At 37.7% G+C, this 20,475-nt stretch carries 19 protein-coding genes and 1 tRNA gene; 15 read left to right on the top strand and 5 right to left on the bottom strand.

From position 1 onward, the window contains the following. The first annotated feature begins 131 nt into the window (after positions 1–131). The 13 genes from AC58DT_RS04215 to ribB all read left to right on the top strand — a co-directional run bounded on the left by AC58DT_RS04215 (position 132) and on the right by ribB (position 12,382). Positions 132–767 (top strand): peroxiredoxin, encoded by a 636-nt coding sequence (locus tag AC58DT_RS04215; RefSeq protein WP_497215570.1) that lies wholly within the window; start codon positions 132–134, stop codon positions 765–767. A gap of 3 nt (positions 768–770) precedes the next feature. Next, on the top strand, positions 771–1,085 hold the full coding sequence (locus AC58DT_RS04210; protein ID WP_497215568.1) for a thioredoxin family protein: 315 nt from the start codon (positions 771–773) through the stop codon (positions 1,083–1,085). Further along, complete coding sequence (locus AC58DT_RS04205) at positions 1,066–1,314, top strand: DUF6952 family protein (protein WP_497215567.1); 249 nt, start codon at positions 1,066–1,068, stop codon at positions 1,312–1,314. The genes AC58DT_RS04210 and AC58DT_RS04205 overlap by 20 nt, the downstream gene beginning before the upstream one ends. A gap of 222 nt (positions 1,315–1,536) precedes the next feature. Further along, the gene (locus tag AC58DT_RS04200) at positions 1,537–2,223 is read left to right on the top strand and encodes a hypothetical protein (RefSeq protein WP_497215566.1); all 687 of its coding nucleotides are present in this window, start codon (positions 1,537–1,539) and stop codon (positions 2,221–2,223) included. Positions 2,224–2,453: 230 nt separating this feature from the next. Continuing rightward, positions 2,454–2,954, top strand: a complete 501-nt coding sequence (tpx, locus tag AC58DT_RS04195; protein ID WP_497215565.1) for a thiol peroxidase — start codon at positions 2,454–2,456, stop codon at positions 2,952–2,954. Further along, positions 2,954–3,313 (top strand): diacylglycerol kinase, encoded by a 360-nt coding sequence (locus tag AC58DT_RS04190; protein WP_497215564.1) that lies wholly within the window; start codon positions 2,954–2,956, stop codon positions 3,311–3,313. Before tpx ends, AC58DT_RS04190 begins: the two co-directional genes overlap by 1 nt. A gap of 141 nt (positions 3,314–3,454) precedes the next feature. Beyond that, positions 3,455–4,858, top strand: coding sequence for a vWA domain-containing protein (locus AC58DT_RS04185; protein ID WP_497215563.1), 1,404 nt, complete (start codon positions 3,455–3,457; stop codon positions 4,856–4,858). Between the two features lie 9 nt (positions 4,859–4,867). After that, a complete protein-coding gene (locus tag AC58DT_RS04180) occupies positions 4,868–5,497 on the top strand; it encodes a hypothetical protein (protein ID WP_497215562.1) in 630 nt (209 codons plus the stop codon). 10 nt (positions 5,498–5,507) lie between these two features. Further along, positions 5,508–6,191, top strand: coding sequence for a hypothetical protein (locus AC58DT_RS04175; RefSeq protein WP_497215561.1), 684 nt, complete (start codon positions 5,508–5,510; stop codon positions 6,189–6,191). Positions 6,192–6,703: 512 nt separating this feature from the next. Continuing rightward, a complete protein-coding gene (locus AC58DT_RS04170; RefSeq protein ID WP_497215560.1) occupies positions 6,704–9,064 on the top strand; it encodes an FtsK/SpoIIIE family DNA translocase in 2,361 nt (786 codons plus the stop codon). A gap of 1 nt (position 9,065) precedes the next feature. Next, positions 9,066–9,704: an outer membrane lipoprotein periplasmic chaperone LolA1 gene (gene lolA1, locus AC58DT_RS04165; RefSeq protein WP_497215559.1), complete on the top strand. Its 639-nt coding sequence runs from the start codon at positions 9,066–9,068 to the stop codon at positions 9,702–9,704. Between the two features lie 8 nt (positions 9,705–9,712). Further along, on the top strand, positions 9,713–11,158 hold the full coding sequence (locus tag AC58DT_RS04160) for an LptF/LptG family permease (RefSeq protein ID WP_497215558.1): 1,446 nt from the start codon (positions 9,713–9,715) through the stop codon (positions 11,156–11,158). A 75-nt stretch (positions 11,159–11,233) separates the two neighbouring features. Beyond that, entirely contained in the window at positions 11,234–12,382 is a 1,149-nt protein-coding gene (gene ribB / locus AC58DT_RS04155; RefSeq protein WP_497215556.1) for a 3,4-dihydroxy-2-butanone-4-phosphate synthase, read from the top strand. Here ribB and AC58DT_RS04150 read toward each other — a convergent pair. The 5 genes from AC58DT_RS04150 to AC58DT_RS04130 all read right to left on the bottom strand — a co-directional run bounded on the left by AC58DT_RS04150 (position 12,379) and on the right by AC58DT_RS04130 (position 18,944). Beyond that, on the bottom strand, positions 12,379–13,572 hold the full coding sequence (locus AC58DT_RS04150; RefSeq protein ID WP_497215555.1) for a DegT/DnrJ/EryC1/StrS family aminotransferase: 1,194 nt from the start codon (positions 13,570–13,572) through the stop codon (positions 12,379–12,381). The two genes, ribB and AC58DT_RS04150, sit on opposite strands and share 4 nt — an antisense overlap. Positions 13,573–13,658: 86 nt before the next feature. Next, complete coding sequence (locus AC58DT_RS04145) at positions 13,659–14,297, bottom strand: NAD(P)H-dependent oxidoreductase (protein WP_497215554.1); 639 nt, start codon at positions 14,295–14,297, stop codon at positions 13,659–13,661. Between the two features lie 93 nt (positions 14,298–14,390). After that, positions 14,391–14,801 (bottom strand): hypothetical protein, encoded by a 411-nt coding sequence (locus AC58DT_RS04140; RefSeq protein WP_497215553.1) that lies wholly within the window; start codon positions 14,799–14,801, stop codon positions 14,391–14,393. Beyond that, positions 14,798–14,935 (bottom strand): hypothetical protein, encoded by a 138-nt coding sequence (locus AC58DT_RS04135; protein ID WP_497215552.1) that lies wholly within the window; start codon positions 14,933–14,935, stop codon positions 14,798–14,800. The genes AC58DT_RS04140 and AC58DT_RS04135 overlap by 4 nt, the downstream gene beginning before the upstream one ends. Before the next feature lie 118 nt (positions 14,936–15,053). After that, positions 15,054–18,944: a hybrid sensor histidine kinase/response regulator gene (locus AC58DT_RS04130; protein ID WP_497215551.1), complete on the bottom strand. Its 3,891-nt coding sequence runs from the start codon at positions 18,942–18,944 to the stop codon at positions 15,054–15,056. 142 nt (positions 18,945–19,086) lie between these two features. Here AC58DT_RS04130 and AC58DT_RS04125 point away from each other — a divergent pair. Next, positions 19,087–19,171 (top strand) — tRNA-Ser (locus AC58DT_RS04125). Positions 19,172–19,286: 115 nt separating this feature from the next. Next, positions 19,287–20,441, top strand: a complete 1,155-nt coding sequence (locus AC58DT_RS04120) for a tyrosine-type recombinase/integrase (RefSeq protein ID WP_497215550.1) — start codon at positions 19,287–19,289, stop codon at positions 20,439–20,441. Positions 20,442–20,475: the final 34 nt, after the last annotated feature.

The raw sequence follows: 20,475 nt of genomic DNA, 5'->3' as shown, positions 1-20,475 counted from the left end.
ATAGTTAAAAATTTAACGTATCGTAAAAATCTATCGGTTTATAGATTAATACATTCGCTTCAATTCCTTTATCCGTAAGGAGTTTCTATCTTTGCACTAGAAAATTTTAACCCAAAAAAATAAATAAAATTATGTCATTAGTAGGAAAAAAATTCCCAAACATTTCAGTAGATGCAATGAACGAAATGGGGGATACTTTTAAACTTAATGTGCTTGAAGAAGCAAAGAAAAACAACAAGAAAGTATTGCTTTTCTGGTATCCAAAAGATTTCACTTTTGTATGCCCAACAGAAATCCATTCCTTTCAGGAAGCACTTTCAAAATTTGAAGATCGCAACACTATGGTTATCGGTGCTTCTTGCGATACGCCCGAAGTTCACTTTGCTTGGTTAAACACACCAAAAGATAACGGTGGTATTGAAGGTATAACTTACCCATTATTGGCTGATACCAACCGCAACCTTTCCAATGCCCTTGGAATTCTTGATATTACCAACGAGCGTTATGATGAGGAAACCGGCTTGCTTATGGTAGATGGCGACAATGTAACGTACCGTGCAACTTATTTGATTGACGAGGAAGGAAAAATTTTCCACGAAAGTGTAAACGATATGCCTTTGGGTAGAAACGTAAACGAATTCGTAAGATTGATTGACGCCTACACCCACGTACAGCAAAAGGGCGAAGTTTGTCCAGCAAACTGGGAAGAAGGTAAAGATGCAATGAAAGCAACTCGCGAAGCTGTAGCAACATATTTGAGAAACTAGATTATGGTACTCGAATTAACAGAAGATAGCCTACAACAATTGATAGCTGAAGAAAAGGACGTAATCGTTCAATTTTCGGCGGGATGGTGCGGCAACTGTAGATTGATGAAGCCAAAATTTAGAAAATTGGCTTCGGAAACGGAAGATTATAAATTCGTTTTGGTTGATGCCGAAAAATTCCCTGAAAGCCGAAAAATGGCAAATGTTGATAATCTGCCTACTTTCGCAACTTTCAAAAATGGTGAATTGGTAAATCAGGTTCAGACCAACAAATTTGAACTTTTAAAAGATCTTGTAGATGAAGTTGCCCGTAATTAGACATATTCAGAAGAACAATTCTGTAGCACAAATAGAAAGCTGTGTAGAAGTTTTGGAATCGTACAGCGAATACAACAGAATTACGGATGAAGAACTGGACATCATCGGCGAACTTATCACCAATCTTTGCGGAGCGGTGGAAGTCCACAAAATGATTGATGACGGAATGCCGGAGCGAGACGCTGCAAATGCTTTTGCACAAAAGGTGTTGGGCTCCATAGACCGATAGAATTTTAATTTCTTTTAATTTGTAAGAATTCCTTTGTAAGCAATTGCAAAGGAATTTTTTTTATTCCCCTCTAATTTAATATCAGAAATTACCAGACCGTTCACTGCAGAAAGATATCTTCAATTGTTTTTAACACAATATTGTCCTCTTTTAAAAATTTAAGTGTCCAATTTCGATATAATTTTGTAACTTTCAAATAATAAACACTTTACGGGTATACAAATGAAATTATTGATAGTTACTACCGTATTAATTATGATATCGCAATTTGTGTTTGCGCAAAATTTCACTGGCAGTTTTGACCTCGTCGTGGGGTCCGAAAATCCGAATTCCAATAGCCGAAGCGATACCCTATCCTTCTTTTTTGGTGAAAACAAGACGGCATTAATTATCCATGCCAGGGGCAATCAACCTGATCTGCGACTGGTATTTAACCCAAAAGACAGCACTATAACTGGGTTATTTGAAGTCAACGAAAAGAAAGGTGGCTATGTTTTGCCGATGAACAAAAAATACTGGCCCTCTATGGATTACGCGTTATCTGATTACGGAACGGGCCCAAGAAAACAGTTAAATATAACCGGGGAACAAAAGAAAATCAATGGTGTGTATTGTAGTGAAATGATTTGCAATACCGATAAATTTGAAGGTTCATTTTGGATTGCAGAGGAAATTGAACTGAGCTTGGTGCAAGTAATGGCCTATCAGACCGTAGGAGCCGGGAAAGACACAGATGCAGTAGAAATGCTGGCTGAATGTGGAATACAAGGCTTCACAATGTTAACAAAATTACGCTTGTTTGAAAGGAAAGATGTAGTAATGTTGTCAATAATTAAATTGACGAATACTTTTGACGATGCCATTTTTAGTACCGAGGGCCATACGCTTGCCGATATGACAGAAGAATAAATGGTTCATCCCTTCCTAAGAACTTATATCATCAGCAAAATCATTAAATTGGATATGCCCAAAACCACCAAACACATAAAAGCCTGTCAATTACCCATTTGGATAATTTAAAAGATGATAAACCGAATACCTAAATACATTGTAAAGACGATTAAAAACCTTTATGAAGTCTTTTGGAATCATTGTGAATTTGATTGCTTATTTTTAAGCAATTAAATTGTTAAGAAATTATGGCAAAAATAAAATTAGGTGACAACACCATTGAAACATCCGGAAACCTTCCAAAAGTGGGAGAAAAAGCTCCAGAATTTGAATTGACCGCCCGCGATTTAAGTTCAAAAAAACTCTCAGATTATAAAGGGTCGCGCGTGGTAATGAATATTTTTCCAAGTATAGACACTAATGTTTGTGCCACCTCGGTTCGAAAATTCAATGAAAAAGCTACTGGCTTGGAAAACACAAAAGTACTTTGTATTTCTAAAGATCTTCCTTTTGCACAACAGCGCTTTGTAAACGATGAAGAACTAAACAATGTTACCAATCTGTCAGATTTTCGCGATGGCAACTTCGGAAAAAATTATGGGGTGGAAATGACCAGCGGCGCTCTTAGAGGTCTTCATTCGCGTGCAGTAATTGTGTTGGACGAGGATGGCAAAGTTATTTATAATCAGCAGGTGCCCGCCATTGGTGATGAGCCCGACTATCTTTCCGCGTTAAAAACTCTTTTATAATGAAGAATTCATTTTTAGGAAAGCGCCTTAAAGCATTTCGCTATGCTTTGAAAGGTGCTTTTCTTTTACTTCGCAATGAAGCGAGCATTCAAGTGCAAACCGCTTTGGCGATAATAATGACCATTGCAGGTTTCTATTTTGAAATAACTATCGTAGAATGGATGTTTCAAATATTCGCAATTGGGTTAGTTCTCAGTATAGAAGGATTAAACACAGCTGTGGAGGAAATTGCAGATTTTGTACACCCAGATTTTCACAACAAAATTGGATTAATAAAAGATATAGCCGCGGGTGCTGTATTTTTTGCTGCCGTTACCGCCATAATCATTGGATGCTTTATCTACATTCCAAAATTTTAATTGATTATTTACAAGTTCTTTTCTTTAAAGCTTAGCGCTTAAAAATTACCCAATTGGCTAATGATATTTTCGTTGTTTTGGCTGTAAGTTTATTTATTGAATATTTTTTCACTAACTTTATTACAGCCAAAATATTTGATTATGAAACAATTAGCCGTTATTTTTTGTGCGTTGATTTTTTCTTTCCAAAGCAATTCACAAACCAAGCAAGCCCCAGAAGTACCTTCGCCCATCATCTTTATTTATGATGCTAGCGGCTCTATGTGGGGCCAAATGGAAGGTAAAACTAAAATGGAAATCGCCTCCTCGGTACTTTCTTCTTCCATTGACAATTTTGCCGAAAACCAAAAAATAGGCCTCGTAGCTTACGGACATCGAAAAAAAGGAGATTGCCAGGATGTGGAAACCTTAATTCCCATAACCAATACTTCAAAGAGCCAAGTAGCGTCAGCCGTTAAAAGCATTAAACCTTTGGGGATGACCCCCCTCGCCTATTCGGCAGAAATGATAATAGACCAACTTCGAAAAAGTAAGGAAAAAGCCACCATTGTTTTAATAACCGATGGGATAGAATCCTGCGACGGCAATATCTGCGATGTGGTAAAAGCAGCCAAAAAAGAGGGAATCGATTTTAAACTTCACATTGTGGGCTTCGGTCTAAAAGCTGGTGAAACCGCACAACTGGAATGCGCCGCCAAAGCCGGTGATGGCCACTATTATGATGCCGCCGATGCCAGTGGCTTAAGCGAAGCAATGACCGAAGTAGCGTCAGAAACCGTAGATAAACCAAAAGGCAATCATGGAGTGTATGCCACCATGAACGGAAAACCAATTGATGCATTGGTTACTGCATATAAAGCTGGCACCAAAAATAAAGCGGGAGGAATGCGTACATATCGCGACACTTCCTTTGTGTATTTACCGCAAGAAACTTATGATCTTGAAATTCGACCTTTGGAAAATTCAAGAGTAGAACCTATTGTTTTAAAAGATATTAGAACTTCCAACGATAAAAAAACCTATAGTATAATAAGTTTTGATGGAGGAAAGTTTGCCGTTTCCACCACCAATAATGGCGAAGGTTGGGATTGTACCGTAAAAATTCTAAATGCCGATGGAAAAACGGTTGGCGGTGGCCGCACCTACGGGAGAACTAAGGAATTTGAATTAAATGCTGGCACCTACAGCATTGTGTTGCAAGCTATAAATTTGAATGGGACAGATACCAAAGCCACTGTTGAAAATAATGTGATCACTGGCGGGGAGACCACGGATGTAGCTTACAATTTTGAGTCGGGTACCCTGGAAGTTTTGCCAATGGGCGGAGGGAAATTAATAGATTGTACAGTTAATGTTATTGAAGTCAATTCCCGAACTAGCGTTGGTGGCGGAAGATCCTACGATCATGGTGTGAAAATGAATATCAACCCAGGAACTTACGAAATAAAAGTCCGGGCACTGAAAAAAACAGGCTTTAGTGGCGATAAATCGACCTCGATAACCGTAAAAAAAGGTGAAGATGTTAAGCAAACGTTCAATTATTAAGTATTAAAAATGAACCCTAAATTATTTACTTTTTTTATAGTCTTCTTTGTGCCGCTAATAACTGCGGAAGCACAAAGTGAATTGGGCGAAGGGTTTTTTTCACCAAATACAACCGAAGCCGAAACGCTTTATTTATTCGATATTCCCAACAGCAGAGCAGGCAGCCAAGAGCGCCCAACAGACAGTATAACCTTTATAAAGCGATATGCTAACCATGTAGATGGTATTGGGTATGCTCCCCAAAATTTTGCTCCATTTCACGAAAAATTAGATTATGGCGTCTTTATTATTCGAGTAAAGCGATTGGGTAGGGATCATCACGAAATTGTCATAAATGAAGAAACAGGAAAAACAGCCTACGTAAGCGCTTGGCAAGGAAATTTTATGACTTGGGGCGAGTTTTTTCTCAATTGCCATTCCGTAGAATTTATAGATAAAAACCAAAAGGTATTTGATAAGCCAATGATAAAATCTGCCGGAAGAGTAGTGAGTCCTACATACTTTAGGGCACGGTACATTATGGGCGCTTGGATGGAGGTAGAAATATTGGGAGACGATTACAATACTGTAAAAGGAAAAGGATGGATACGGTGGAAAAAAGACGGTAAACTGTTGATTACCTATAACCTCTTTTCTTAAACTTAAGAATATGAGAAACTTCTTCAAACCAGCCCGAATTGCCTTTTACTTTTTGATGCTAATTTCCTTTTTTATAGCTGGAATGTATTTTGCAGGTTTAATAGATGCTGGCAAAGGACAGGGTTTAGCTGGTGGAGCCATTGTTTTTGGATATGGCGTTATGTTTGGTGCCATCGCGTTTATTGCCTCTTTTTTTATTGGCCATTTTGTTCGTCATAAATTTATAGTGTACGCCAATATCGTTTTATTGGTGGTTATACTTATCACATATGGCATAACCCATTATAGATATATTCAGCGGCAAAACGCTAAAGAACAAAATGAACAATTCAAGCCCGTACCCACCACTCCAACTCCTCAGTCCAAACCAATTGGGATGGTAACATTTTTTAAAAACGACATATCGAATTACACAACGATAAAAAACCCATTAGCAGAAAACGACGAATTGGGTCTCGGATTTTTTAAACCAAACTTTTATCAGCATCCCACTCTTTTTTTCTATGGAAACGTGACGCATGAAAAACCTGTAACACAGCATTCTCCCACAGATAGTCTTGCGCTAGGTAAAGATCAATTTGGCGATTTTACCCTGATTTCTGCGCCACCATGGTTATGGCCCGAGGCTATGAACCAGCCCTTTGGCATTTTTTATTTTAAAGTGAAAACTGTGGGGGTGAATTCATTGAAGTAGAAGTAAATTCAAAAACAAAACAAACCGCTTTCCTTAACAAACAAAATGGGGAACTCCTCTTCTGGCCTGAGTTTCTGTTAACTGCTTCTTCAATTGATTTTATTGAAGGCAAAACGCAAATTCCAAAAATAAAACCTGTAGATCATGCAGCTGAAGTCAACACGCCTTTTGTACACCTCACAACTTTGCAAGTAAAAGGTGAATGGCTACAGCTAATCTTAAAAGGTGAAAAACATCGTGAAGTAGGAAAAGGTTGGGTTCGTTGGCAGAGAGACGGTAAAATATTAATAGCATATAAACTTCCCAATATATAAGTCCATTTTAATATTTTTTTAGGAAAAGCATTGGTTAAAAATTTAAACTTTCGGGATGGTCTCTATTCTTTACTTTGAATATGATACGTTAAATTTTCGTTTTTCTCCTTTTAAAATTTATTTTGAATTTGTTTTTTGTAATTTCAAATTTTCCTCACTGATATTTGTATTTTTGCTTAAAAGACAACCGTTCCATTAATGGCCAAAAAGAAAAAATCAACAACTAAAACACCCAGAAAAAAAATAAGCTTTTCGCTATCCAAACAACAGAAAATTCTTTTGGGTAGCTTTTTGTTTTTGTTGGGCTTGGCACTTTTGTTTTCCTTTGTTTCCTACTTTTTTACGTGGCAGGCAGATCAAAGTGAAATTGGCGCCTTGACAGAACGGGAACTGCAAACCAAAAACTGGCTCAACAAGTTTGGAGCTAATGTAGCGCACTTTTTCATTTATGACGGTTTCGGAATCTCAGCCTTTATTTTTGCATTTCTTGTTGCACTGACCGGAGTTTATTATTTTTTCGATTATGCCAAAAAACAATTGGCAAAATTTTGGTTTTGGGGTTTGCTTTTAATGCTTTGGATTTCAATTTTCTTCGGTTTTTTTGGTGAAAAAACAACCCTTTTTAGTGGTATCATTGGTTTTGAAACTAACGACCTCATGCAGGATTACTTGGGCTTGGTTGGCACCATGCTGGTAATGATTTTTATTTTGATTGTCTATTTAGTTGTACGTCTGAAGCTTACACCGGAAATGGCCATTGACGCATTTAGAAGTTCCAAAAAACACATTGCTTCCGAATTTGTTTCCGATGAAAAGGAAAACGATTCCGATGATGAGAAAGGAAACAAAACTGATGATAAAATTGAAGAGGATGAAGATTTTCCCGAACCTTATATTGAAGAGAAAGTAACGCCCCCACCTCCAGTAACCGAAAAATTAATTCTGAAATCAGACGTGGAAGGCGATGTGGAAATGGAAGTGGAACAAGTTGCCGATGAAGAGGAAATAGAAAACCTTAGCGATAAACTGGTAAAAGATTTTGGGGAATTTGACCCAAAACTGGAACTGAGCAACTACAAGTTTCCTAGTATTGAATTGTTGCGCGACCATACCGTAGGCGCTGCCATAACCATCGATCAGGAGGAACTTGAGGAAAACAAAAACCGAATTGTTGAAACGCTCAGCAATTATAAAATAGGTATTGCAAATATTAAAGCTACCGTTGGGCCGACAGTAACCCTTTACGAGATTGTACCCGATGCAGGTATCCGTATTTCAAAAATCAAAAATCTTGAAGACGATATCGCGCTTTCGCTTTCGGCTTTGGGAATTCGTATTATTGCGCCAATTCCCGGTCGTGGCACCATTGGTATTGAGGTGCCCAACAAAAATGCAAAAATAGTTTCTATGCGGTCTGTGATTGCTTCGGCAAAATTTCAGAATGCAGAAATGGAACTTCCCATCGCTTTCGGAAAAACCATCAGCAATGAAACTTTTGTAGTTGACCTTGCAAAAATGCCGCACATGCTGATGGCTGGGGCTACCGGACAAGGAAAATCTGTTGGATTAAATGCAGTATTAACCTCACTTTTATACAAAAAGCACCCTGCGGAAGTAAAGTTTGTTTTGGTAGATCCCAAAAAAGTGGAACTTACGCTTTTTAATAAAATTGAAAGACATTATTTGGCAAAACTGCCCGACACCGAAGAAGCTATTATTACAGATACTACAAAGGTTATAAACACTTTAAATTCCCTTTGTATTGAAATGGACACACGTTACGATTTGCTGAAAGATGCAATGGTCCGTAACATTAAGGAGTACAATACTAAATTCAAAAATCGAAAATTGAACCCCAACGAAGGACATCGGTTTTTGCCGTACATCGTTTTGGTGATAGATGAATTTGCCGATTTGATTATGACCGCTGGTAAGGAAGTGGAAACGCCCATTGCACGTTTGGCGCAGCTTGCGCGGGCGATCGGAATCCATTTAATTATTGCTACTCAGAGACCTTCGGTAAACGTAATTACGGGTATTATAAAAGCCAACTTCCCTGCGCGTATTGCTTTTAGGGTAACCAGTAAAATAGATTCCAGAACCATTTTGGACAATTCCGGTGCCGATCAGTTAATAGGTCGAGGGGATATGCTTTATACACAAGGCAATGAACTTACTCGAATTCAATGCGCATTTGTAGATACGCCTGAAGTTGCAGATATTACAGAATTCATTGGCTCACAGAAAGCATATCCCGATGCACACTTACTGCCAGAATATGTAGGCGAAGAAGGTGGCACAACTCTTGATATTGACATAGAGGAACGCGATAAACTGTTCCGTGAAGCCGCAGAAGTATTGGTAATTGCACAACAAGGTTCCGCCTCATTATTACAGCGAAAACTAAAATTGGGGTATAACCGCGCAGGTAGAATTATCGATCAAATGGAAGCGGCGGGCATTGTTGGCCCGTTTGAAGGCAGCAAGGCACGGCAAGTTTTGGTTCCAACAATAGATGCGTTAAATCAACTTTTAGATAACGAACAAAATGACAATTAAAATGCAAAAACTAGGTATTCTTTTAATCGCTCTTTTTATCACTACTTTTTCTCAGGCACAGGATGCAAAGACACTTTTGAAAGAGGTTTCAGCAAAAGCAAAGAGCTACGATAACATTTCAATCGATTTTAAGTATAATTTAAATAATTCCAAAGAAAATGTAAACCAAGAAACCCGCGGTGATGTTACACTCCAGGGCGATAAATATGTTTTGAATATGCTTGGAACTACCCGAATTTTTGACGGTAAAAATATTTACACCATTGTTCCCGAAGACGAAGAAGTAACCATTTCGGCATATAATGCCAAGGATGACAAGGAGATTACCCCTTCAAAGATGCTTACTTTTTACGAAAAAGGCTACACCTACAAAATGGATATTGAGCAAAATGTAAAGGGCAGAAAAATTCAATATATAAAACTTATCCCTATTGACTCAAAAGCTGAAATAAAGGACATTCTTTTGGGAATAGATGTACAGACCAAGCATATTTATAAGCTGATACAGACCGATGACAAGGGTACAAAATACACCCTTACTGTAAATTCATTTAAAACAAACCAACCCGTTTCCAAAACCTTGTTTACTTTTGACGAGGCTAAGTACAAAAAAGACGGTTACTACATAAATAGACTATAGCTCCGTAAGTGAAAATACTGGACAGGTACATATTGGTTACATATTTGAAGACGTTCTTGAGCGTCTTCATTATTTTAATGTTCATATTTGTCCTGCAGACCATTTGGCTCTACATTTCCGAACTTGCCGGAAAGGATTTGGATGTCTGGATTGTTCTAAAGTTCCTTTGGTACGTTTCTCCTCGTTTGATTCCGCTGGTATTACCGCTCACCATTTTGGTGACCTCCCTTATGGTATTTGGAAGTTTTGCGGAAAAATATGAATTTGCCGCCATGAAATCGACGGGAATTTCCTTGCAACGCGCTATGGGAAGCGTTATCGGTTTTATCATCGTACTTTCCATAACCGCTTTCTTTTTCGCAAACAACGTAATCCCCTATTCCGAATATAAATGGCAGAATCTTCGGCGGAACATTTCGCAATTCCAGCCTTCTATGGTTATATCCGAAGGACAGTTCAGCCAAATTGGTGATATGTTCAATATCAAGGTGGAAAAGAAAACCGGCGATCGGGACCAGTTTTTGGAAGACGTGGTAATTCATAAAAAAAATGAAGCCAAACCAAACGGGAACTATACTGTTATAATTGCAAATAATGGCGAGCTTGCAAGTGAAGAGGGCAGCAATACGCTATCGCTAATTTTAAAGGAAGGAAATTATTACGAAGAAATCCAGCCCAAAAATCCTGCGAAACAACAAGGCGAGCCCTTTGCAAAAAGCTATTTTGACGAATATTCTATCAACATCGATCTTACCGAACTGAATAATAAAGATGTTGATAAAGAGAATAACGTTAACAACCAAAACATGTACAATATCAGTGAATTGCGTGTTGAGATCGACTCACTTTCTGACAGTTATTCCGCAGATATTCAGTCATATACCAAAAACATGTACTACCGTAGTGGGGCAGAAAAATTTAAAGAAAATAAAATTAGTGATTCTGCAAAACCTCCAGCAATAAGCTCCATTCTTGAAATTTATAATCCAGCCCATCAATTGCAAATTGTAAAACTTGCATTAAACAATGCCAAAGGAACCCTACAAACCGTGGATGCGAAAAAGGTAGAATTTAAAAATAAAACCAAAAGACTGAACAAAACCGAAATAGCATTGCATGAAAAATATGCTTTGGGCATTGCTTGTATTATTTTGTTTTTTGTGGGGGCACCGCTTGGAGCCATTATTCGAAAAGGTGGAATGGGTTTGCCAATGGTGGTCGCTATCCTGCTATTTTTAACCTATCACTTTATCGGAATCTTTGCCAAAAACAGCGCGGAGGATGGAACTATGCATCCCTTTATTGCAACTTGGTTAAGTACAGCCATTATGCTACCTCTGAGTGTTTGGCTTACCTATCGCGCCACTACAGATCAAGGGATTTTCGACTTTGATTCATTTATGCAACGCATTGGGCGATTGTTCGGGATAAAAAGGAAAAAATCTTCCGAATAACATACAGCAATCCTAAGCTTCTTTTAACTATTTACAGCCGTACATTTTATATCTTTGCACAACATATTTGAAGCTATGATTTCTACAGAAAAAGAAAATTCCGTTAAACTCAACACTATTGAAGAAGCCATTGAGGATATTCGCAATGGAAAAATAATCATTGTAGTTGACGATGAAAACCGAGAAAATGAAGGGGATTTTATTGCCGCTGCCGAAATGGCTACTCCAGAAATGATCAATTTTATGGCAACCCACGGAAGGGGGCTCATATGTGCGCCATTAACAGAGGATAGATGTAACACCCTCGATTTAAATATGATGGTGGAAAATAACACCGTGCTGCACCACACTCAGTTTACCGTTTCGGTAGATTTGATCGGCCATGGTTGCACTACCGGAATTTCCGTTCACGATCGTGCAAAAACCATTAAAGCACTCGTTGATGAAAATACAAAAGCTAGCGATTTGGGAAGACCTGGCCATATTTTTCCGCTCCGCGCGAAGCAGGGTGGGGTTTTAAGGAGAACTGGCCATACCGAAGCTGCAATTGATTTGGCACGATTGGCAGGATTAAAGGCCGCTGGGATTTTGGTTGAAATATTAAACGAAGATGGCACGATGGCGCGACTTCCGCAGTTGATGAAAGTTGCGAAAAAGTTTGATTTGAAATTGATATCCATCGAGGATTTGGTGAAATACAGAATGGAGCACGATTCCTTGATTGAAAAAAAGGAGGACTTCAAAATAAATACGAAGTTTGGAGATTTTAGACTTCGCGCCTATAAACAAACCACAAACGATCAAATCCATATAGCACTTACAAAAGGAACGTGGAACGACAATGAACCTGTTCTGGTTCGTGTTAATGCAACTTTGGTAAATGGTGATATTTTGGGAACGCTTACCAACAATGCCGAACAGAAGTTGGATGATATGTTCAACGTTATAAACAGCGAAGGAAAAGGCGCCATTGTTTTTATTAACCAACAAAGTCAATCGCTTAATCTTTTAAACCGTTTAAAAGAACTTAAAGAAGCACAGAAACCCAACGAAATCGCAAAAGCACCCCGTATTGAAATGGACAGCAAAGATTTTGGAATTGGAGCCCAAATTCTTCACGATTTGGGAATTCATAAAATTCGTTTGGTTTCAAATAGCGAGCAAACCAAACGTGTAGGGATGATTGGATATGGTTTGGAAATTACGGAATATGTGAATTATTAAAGAGTCGACAATATTGCGCTTTTCATAGCCTCTGCCCGCTCCTTCACTTGCTTTGGCGTCCAGCCAATTTTTATGAGTGATGAAATTGTACGGCCCATAATAGCATCACTTTTTGAGAAATCGGTATTGTTTAAATCTTGCATTTGGCTTCTAACTTCAGCAGAAAGTTTACCAAGCGATTTCAAGTTTCGTAAATGTTCCCAGCCGTTTATATAGTGCCAATTATTGGTGAACCAATAAAAACAGGCATCTACGCCAGCTTTAGCAAGTGCCTTATGTGCTTTTTGGGTTAATTCTGCTGTGGGAAGAAAAAAGTTCAAAAACGAATAATTTTCCTCGCCACCTTCGGGAACCCGTCTGAAAGTAACACCTTCAATAGTTTCTATAGTTTCACGAAGAATAGTATAGTTTTCCTTTTGAGTCTTTAAAATATCATCCAGTTTATTCAATTGCGCAATTCCCACGGCGGCATTCAATTCAGAAATTCTGAAATTATAGCCTAAAAAAGGATGCGTTTCCGCCCCACGATCTTTCCCTATATGGTCGTGGCCATGGTCCTGATAGTGGTCTGCGTGCAATGCATACTTTTCATTATTTGTAATAACCGCCCCACCTTCGCCACAGGTAATGGTTTTTACATAATCAAATGAAAAGCAACCCAGATCACCGTAACTTCCCAAGGGTTTTCCTTCGTATGTTCCCCCAAGTGCCTGACAGGCGTCTTCCAAAAGAATTAACCTGTGCTTTTCACAAATCGATTTCAATGCCTTCAAATCTGCCATGGAGCCACACATATGTACCGGCATTACGCATTTTGTTTTTGAGGTAATTGCAGCTTCAACAGCTTTAGGGTTTAAGGTTAAAGTATCATCAATATCCACCAAAATAGGAACCGCTCCCAAGGCCAAAATAGATTCAAAACTTGCCACAAAAGTAAACGTTGGTATAATTACCTCATCGCCCGCGCCAATGCCAGCAGAAGCTAAAGCAACCGTAAGAGCAGCCGTACCACTGGAAACCAATTGGCAGTAGTCTGAACCTATTCTTTCGGCAAATGCTTTTTCAAACTCTTTTGCTTTCCAATGGTTATTGCGCATTCCGTCAAAACCGTATCGCATTAATACGCCAGTTTCCAATACATCGTGTACTTGTTTGCGCTCTTCGGCGCCAAAAAATTCAAATCCGGGCATTTTTTAATGATTAAGGTTTAATGTAGAATGAATAATAGATGTGCTTCAAAGGTAATGGTTGTGTTGTGAAATGGGATTTTTAAACATCAATTTACTTCAATTATAAGTTCGTCAATACCGCGACGCACTTTTTTGAGGTTAATAAAAAAGTCGGATTCGTCACGATAACCTACCGGAAGTACAATTACGGACTCCAAGCCTTTCTTATTCAATCCAAGCAGTTCATCATATTTTTTTGGTTCAAAACCCTCTATGGGGCAGGCATCAATGTTCTCAACAGCGCATACGGTCAAAAGGGCGCCAAGGGTTAGATAGAGCTGGTTAACCATCCAATCCTTTATTTCTTCACTATTTTTTTCAGTAAAGGAAGCTAGCAGGTTTTGCTCAAAAGGCTCTAGAATGGCACGCGGTGTTTTTCGCTGTGCTTCTACTCTTTTGAAATGTTCATAAATAAAATTCTCATTGATTTTCTTTTCAACACATAATACTAAAACGTGTGAAGCATCGCGAACCTGCGGCTGATTGTAGGTAAGTGGCATCAACTGGGATTTCAATTCAGCATTGCTAACCACAACCAATTTTAAAGGTTGTAAACCATAGGAAGTTGCCGTAAGGTTAAAGGTTTCTTTTAAAATATTCAGCTTCTCTTCGGAGAGAGTTTTTGTGGAGTCAAACCTTTTGGTGGCATAACGCCAGTGAAGTTTTTCAATTGTATTTGAAGTCATTTAAAAATGTGAATTAGTATTCAGCACAAAAATAGCGATAAAAATTTTGAACTTTTATCGCTATCCTTTTGCTACTAATTAAACAATTAAAAATTAACCTCCACTCCCATATACTTCTTCGCAATTCTCCCAAATAACTTCTATATCTTCTCGTAAATCGTCTATTCTGTTACCAATCTCTTCCCCCAATTTATTGATTTCTTCTTGTGAACACCCTTCATTTTGAGCATTTTGAAGAATCAATAGTTCGTACTCAATCAACATGCTTTGATAATTAATTGTTCTTTCGCGCCTCATCAGGCAAGCCTCAAGAGATTGCCCATTTCCCTCAGAGTCCACGATATTGGTCATGTCATCATTATAATCTTCATTCCATTCCCGGTAGAGCTCGATACTATTTGTATAACAATCACTTGGCCCCAACTCATCAATGCCACAACCGGAGAAATAACTTAATAATAAAAGACAACTAAGAATCAATTTAATTTTAAAAGAATATTTCATTTTTTTTGAATTTTTACAGATTTCACCACTTTATTATTTAATAGAATCTTCAATTCATAATTGCCCTCTTTCAAATGGTCGATGCTCATATAGATGACATCGTCCTTTTTTTTTGAATCTAGGGAGTTTTTCATTTATGAAGCCATTTTGCCTACACCAAAATTAAATAGATATATAAATTGGGCTTAACAGAAATGTTCCAAAACATAGAAGATATGTTTCAGCACTTATAATTAGAATGTTTATCAAGGGTTACGTGTTGTTTGAAAGATATTCGTTGGGCGTACAATTATAAACTTCCTTAAAGCATTTACTAAAATAGGAAGGTGTATTAAAGCCAACTTGATAAGCAATTTCTGAAATGGAAGCGTCAGTTTCCTTTAGCAAACGAATAGCTAACTTTAATCGTTGTGAGCGTATAAATTCACTTGCAGACATTCCTGAGATCGCTTTAAGTTTACGGTGAAGTTGTGTGCGACTCATATGCATAAGCTTTCCAAAACGTTCACTTGTAAAATCTGGTTCAGTAATGTGTTCGTCCAGAACATTTTGCAAACGTTTTAAAAAATCACTTTCTGTTGAAGTTAATGACAATTCAGGATTGATGCTTAAGGTTTTGCTGAAATGCCTTTGCAGCTGCCTTCTGGTTTCGATGAGTTTTTCAACTCTAATTTTCAACTTTTCACTTTTAAAAGGTTTGGTTACATAAGCATCGGCGCCGGTTTTTATCCCTTCAATTTCGTTCTCCTCCCCTACTTTTGCGGTTAGGAGAATTATTGGAATGTGGCTAGTAAGCTCATTTGTTTTAAGCGTGTTACACAATTGGATACCATCTATCTCGGGCATCATAATATCGCTTATTATCAGGTCTGGCATTTTTTCCAATGCTTTCGCAATGCCTATTTCCCCATTCTCTGCTTCAAGTATTTGATAATTATTCTTAAATATTGAAATGATAAAAGCCCGGATATCGGCTTCATCCTCGACTATCAATAGAAGTGGATTTTCTTTTTCAACGTTTTCAGTCTGTGGATTGGTTGGTGGTTCTGTGCTTTCTATTTTGTCATCAAAAACCAAAGCATCCTTTTCAAAGGCTGTATACTCAACTGGAACGGAAACAGTAAATTGAATTTTATTATCATCAATATTGTTTGCGATTATTGTTCCCTTTGAAAGTGAAACCAATTCTCTTACCAGGGCAAGGCCCACTCCCACACCTTCGGAAAGTCTATTATCCTGATAAAATCGTTGAAATAATTTACTTAAATCCTTTTTGCCCACATAATCAGTTTGATTGATTATTGAAAGCACCGCTACCCCATCCTGATTACTCGCTTCAAAAACAATGGTGCTGTTTTCCGGAGAGTATTTTATTGCATTAGATAATAGATTTGAAATAACCTTTTCAATTATATCTGTATCATACCACACATTTTTTAGGCCTTTACTCCTGCTTGAGATCGCAATGTTTTTTTTATCAGCTTTGTATTGAAAGGCACTGATAAGCTGCTTGAGCAAAATTGTCAGGTTTCCTTGTTTAATGGCCAATTTACGCTGGCCGGAATCTATCATTGACAAATCGAGCATTTGATCTACCAAGCCCACTAATCTGTCTGCATTGTGCTTAACCAGTGATAATTCCTTTTTATCATCTTTTGAAAGTTTAGCTTTTGCCAATTGATTTTCAATCGGTCCAGATATTAGTGTAAGTGGCGTCCGGAACTCGTGTGAAATATTTGTATATAGTTTGGTTTTAAACTCATCCAGTTTTTTCAGGCGTTCGGTTTCTTCGTGTTCCAACCGCAACTGGGTTTTTATTTCCCAGCGCCATTTTAAATATCTGTAGAGATAAAATCCAAACAATAAAAACAATAATGCATACATACCCTTTGCCAAATTGGTAGCATACCAAGGTTTTAAAATTGTAAATGAATAGGTTGTCGGTTCTGTATTCCAAACGCCATCATAATTGCTGGAGATAACCTGAAATACATAATCATCTGGCGGTAGGTTTGTGTAATGTGCAGTGTTGTTATTTCCCGCATCAATCCAATCGGAATCATTGTTTAACAGTTTATACCTGTATTGATTGCGTTCCGGTTGCGAAAAATGAAGGGAGGAAAAAGTGAACGTAACTGTATTTTCATTATGCTGAAGCTGTTGACCTGGCACGAGTTTTCGATCTTGGTTAAAGATTTCAAAGCCCGAAATAACCGTTTTTGGTTTTATGGGATTAAACGATAACTGGTTTGGATTAAACCAGTTTAAGCCTTCCAAACCACCAAAATACAGCACGCCATTTTGATCTCTAAAATATGCGCCTGTATTGAATTCAAAAGCTTGCAGTCCGTCATAATTACTATAATTTTCAATTACTGAAATAGTATTATCTTGAAATTTTAATTTTGAAATGCCCTTGTTGCTGCTCACCCATAAGTATCCTTCCTCATCAGGAAGAATTCCGTAGATTACATTATTTGGCAAACCTTCCGCTGTGGTAAACTTTTGTACTGTCTTTTCTTTTGGATTAAAAACTTGCAATCCATCCCCATTTGTTCCTATTAATAAAACCGAACCATCAAAGTATAATGACTTTACATTGCTGTTTACCGCCTCTATTTTATCGATAGTATTATTTTGAGTGTTTAGTTTAAAAAGGCCGTCAGTCTCCGTTCCAATCCAAAGTTCAAATGCATTTCCCTGTTCAATAGTTCTGATATTATTGGTGCTTAGATTTGAATTTTCGGTTGTGTATTCCTGAATAATTCCACGGTCTCTATCAAACTGAATGAGTCCATGGTCCCGGGTACAAAGCCATATTGTATTGTCCTTATCGTTATAAATTTTCCAAATGGTAAAAGAGGCGGTTTTATTAAAGGAAGTAATTGTACCGCTTGCATCCCTCACTTGCAACCCGTGAGTTTGATGGCCGATCCATAGTTTGTCCTCATCTGCTAACAAACTCATAATGCGATCTCCCAATAAATCTGAGTTTTGAGCTGTATAAGTGTAAAAATTTTGTTTATCAATATTTAAGCGCGTGAGCCCTTTTCCGGAGGTTCCTACCCAAATATTGTTTTCGGAATCTTTAGCAATTGCCCTAATTACATCAACATCCACATTTAGTGGAACTTGATCGTTTGTAAGTACGTTGAATTTAACTAGATACTCATCATAATAGCTGAGGCCAGTACCGTCAGTACCTAACCAAATGGTGCCGGTATTGTCTTCAAACAAACTTAGAACGTCATTATAATGCAGTGCATAGGGGTTATTTTTATCCTCGGTAAAATTCTGAATGGTTTTTTTATCAAAATTCACCAAATAGACCCCCTTGCCATAGGTTGCAATCCACAAGTCGTTGCGTTTATCAACAAGAAGATCTTGAATTATTAAATTTTCAGGAAGTATTGCATTTTCAAATCCTTTGAACTGTTGAAAATGTAATTGGTTTTCTTTTTTAATGAAAAGTCCCTTTCCAGAGCTCCCTAGGTAAAGACTATTGTCAATAGCCTGCGAAGCTGCACTAAAATTTGTTCCCGATAAAATTTCCCTAAAAATATAATGATCATTCTTTATTTCGAAAAAACCGTTGTTTGTAACAGCTAAGATGGTTTTATCTTTCATTTCGAAAAAATTATAAACGGTGCGTTTGGAATCTTTTGGTTTTAAAAATTGAATTGTGTCCTTGGTTTGATGGTTTATTCTGTAAATTCCATTTCCATACGTACCCAAAAAATAATCTAACTTCTCGCTTTGAATAAGTGTACTTACGTTATTGACACTATTTACAAAATTAAAAGTATCGCCTTCTACATTGTATTTTTGAAGTATCCCCGAATTGGAGACAATCCACAATTCTCCACTTTTCGCTACATAAATTTTACCAAGCTTACTAAATGTGGGCCGGGTAACGTCTTCAAATTGAATATCAAAATGTGTAAAATTTCGGCCATCATATTTGTTGAGTCCATCTTGGGTTGCAAACCACATAAACCCAGTAGTGTCCTGAGCTATACTCACAACGCTATTTTGTGACAGCCCCTGCTCCACGGTAAGTTCACGAAACGCAACTTGTTTATTGTTTTGTGAAAACCCGTCACAGAAAATCAATAATGAAAAAATTAACTTTAAGAGTTTCATTGCTAGTTGGTTTGTGAATTAAAGTTACTAAAAATATTATGGGAAACGGGAAAGCAGAGAAAGGTAACTTGTGGTGTTCAATAAAAAGTTTAAAAAAAGCTTTAAAAAATCAAAAAAAGCTTTCTATATTTGCACCCGCATTGGAGAAATGGCAGAGTGGTCGATTGCGGCAGTCTTGAAAACTGTTGAGGGTAACACCTCCGGGGGTTCGAATCCCTCTTTCTCCGCTGAAATTCCGAATCCCCTGTAAAAACAGGGGTTCTGGAATAAAGTTCAAAACAAAAGCACAATTCGTGCACAGATTGATACCTCCGCAGACATTTTAATTCTAAACAAATTAAAATGAAAAAATCAATCTACACCAAACCCAAAATTTGTCGATCCGAAAAAGGATGGTACGTTTGGTTCCGATACAATGGAACATTGAAACGTTACAAGCTTGGCATCAATTACATCAAGAACCTTCAAGAAAGGGAACGTGAGGCAAATGCCTTGAGAAAAGCTCTCTCTAGAAAACTCAAAAAGGGATGGAACCCTTTGGTCCCTGAACTTCCCGAATTGGATGTCGAGATGTCACTTCCTGCAGCACTTAAATTTTGTCTTCAAAAGAAAAAAGAAAACCTCTCTGCTAAATCTTATTCTGGATATAAAGGCACTGTCAAATTTTTGAACACCGCAATCGACTCCATCGGCTTCAATTTGCTTTCAATGGATGAGGTTAGACGAGCTCACATCAGAAAATTGATGGATATAGCAGCAAAACAGAGGAAATGGTCCAACAAGGCCCGAAATAAGCATCTCAATCATTTGAAGGCATTATTGTCCGAGTTGATCCACTGGGATATCATAGAAAATAATCCAGCCCATAACATAAAGAATCTTCCAGTCCAGGAAACTGAAGCAAATGTTCCAGCTACTTTGGATCAGCATGTTCTTATTAAAGAAAAACTCGAATCTGAACACTTCAATTTTTTTGTATTCGTGGCCACGATCTTCCATACGGGAATGAGACCTTGGGAAATTCTGCAGATCAAAATAGAATATATCGATTTTAAGGCCTCCGAAATTCATTTGCCTGCCCATATAACCAAAACTAGAAAAGAGCGCACAGTGCCTATCAATAGATTCCTAATGGAGTTATTTCTTACTATAGGTGCAGATGAGGTTCCCAACAATTATTTTCTATTCGGAAGCTTTAGAATTCCAGGGAGAGGAAACTGTGGTCCAAAAAGTGACTTCATCCCTGGTCCCACACAATTGAAAAGGGATACGGCCACAAAAAGGTGGAAAAAAATCGTTAAAGATGGGATGGGTATCAATGTAAATCTTTATAGTTATAAACATTATGGGGCCAATCAGAAGATAATTGCCGGTATGGAGCTGGATGTTCTTCGCGAACTTTATGGCCATACTTCGAAACTTATGACGATGAGATATGCTAAGGTGGTAAAAGAGATCTACCGTAAAGAAATTATGGAGCGTTCACCCAATTTTTGATTAATTTAGTCTATCTAATTCCTTTTTTTATATA

The sequence above is a fragment of the Aequorivita sp. CRS11 genome (genome assembly GCF_059693805.1).
The sequence above is the reverse complement of the archived record's forward strand: the minus strand, read 5'-3'. Positions and strand labels throughout refer to the sequence as shown.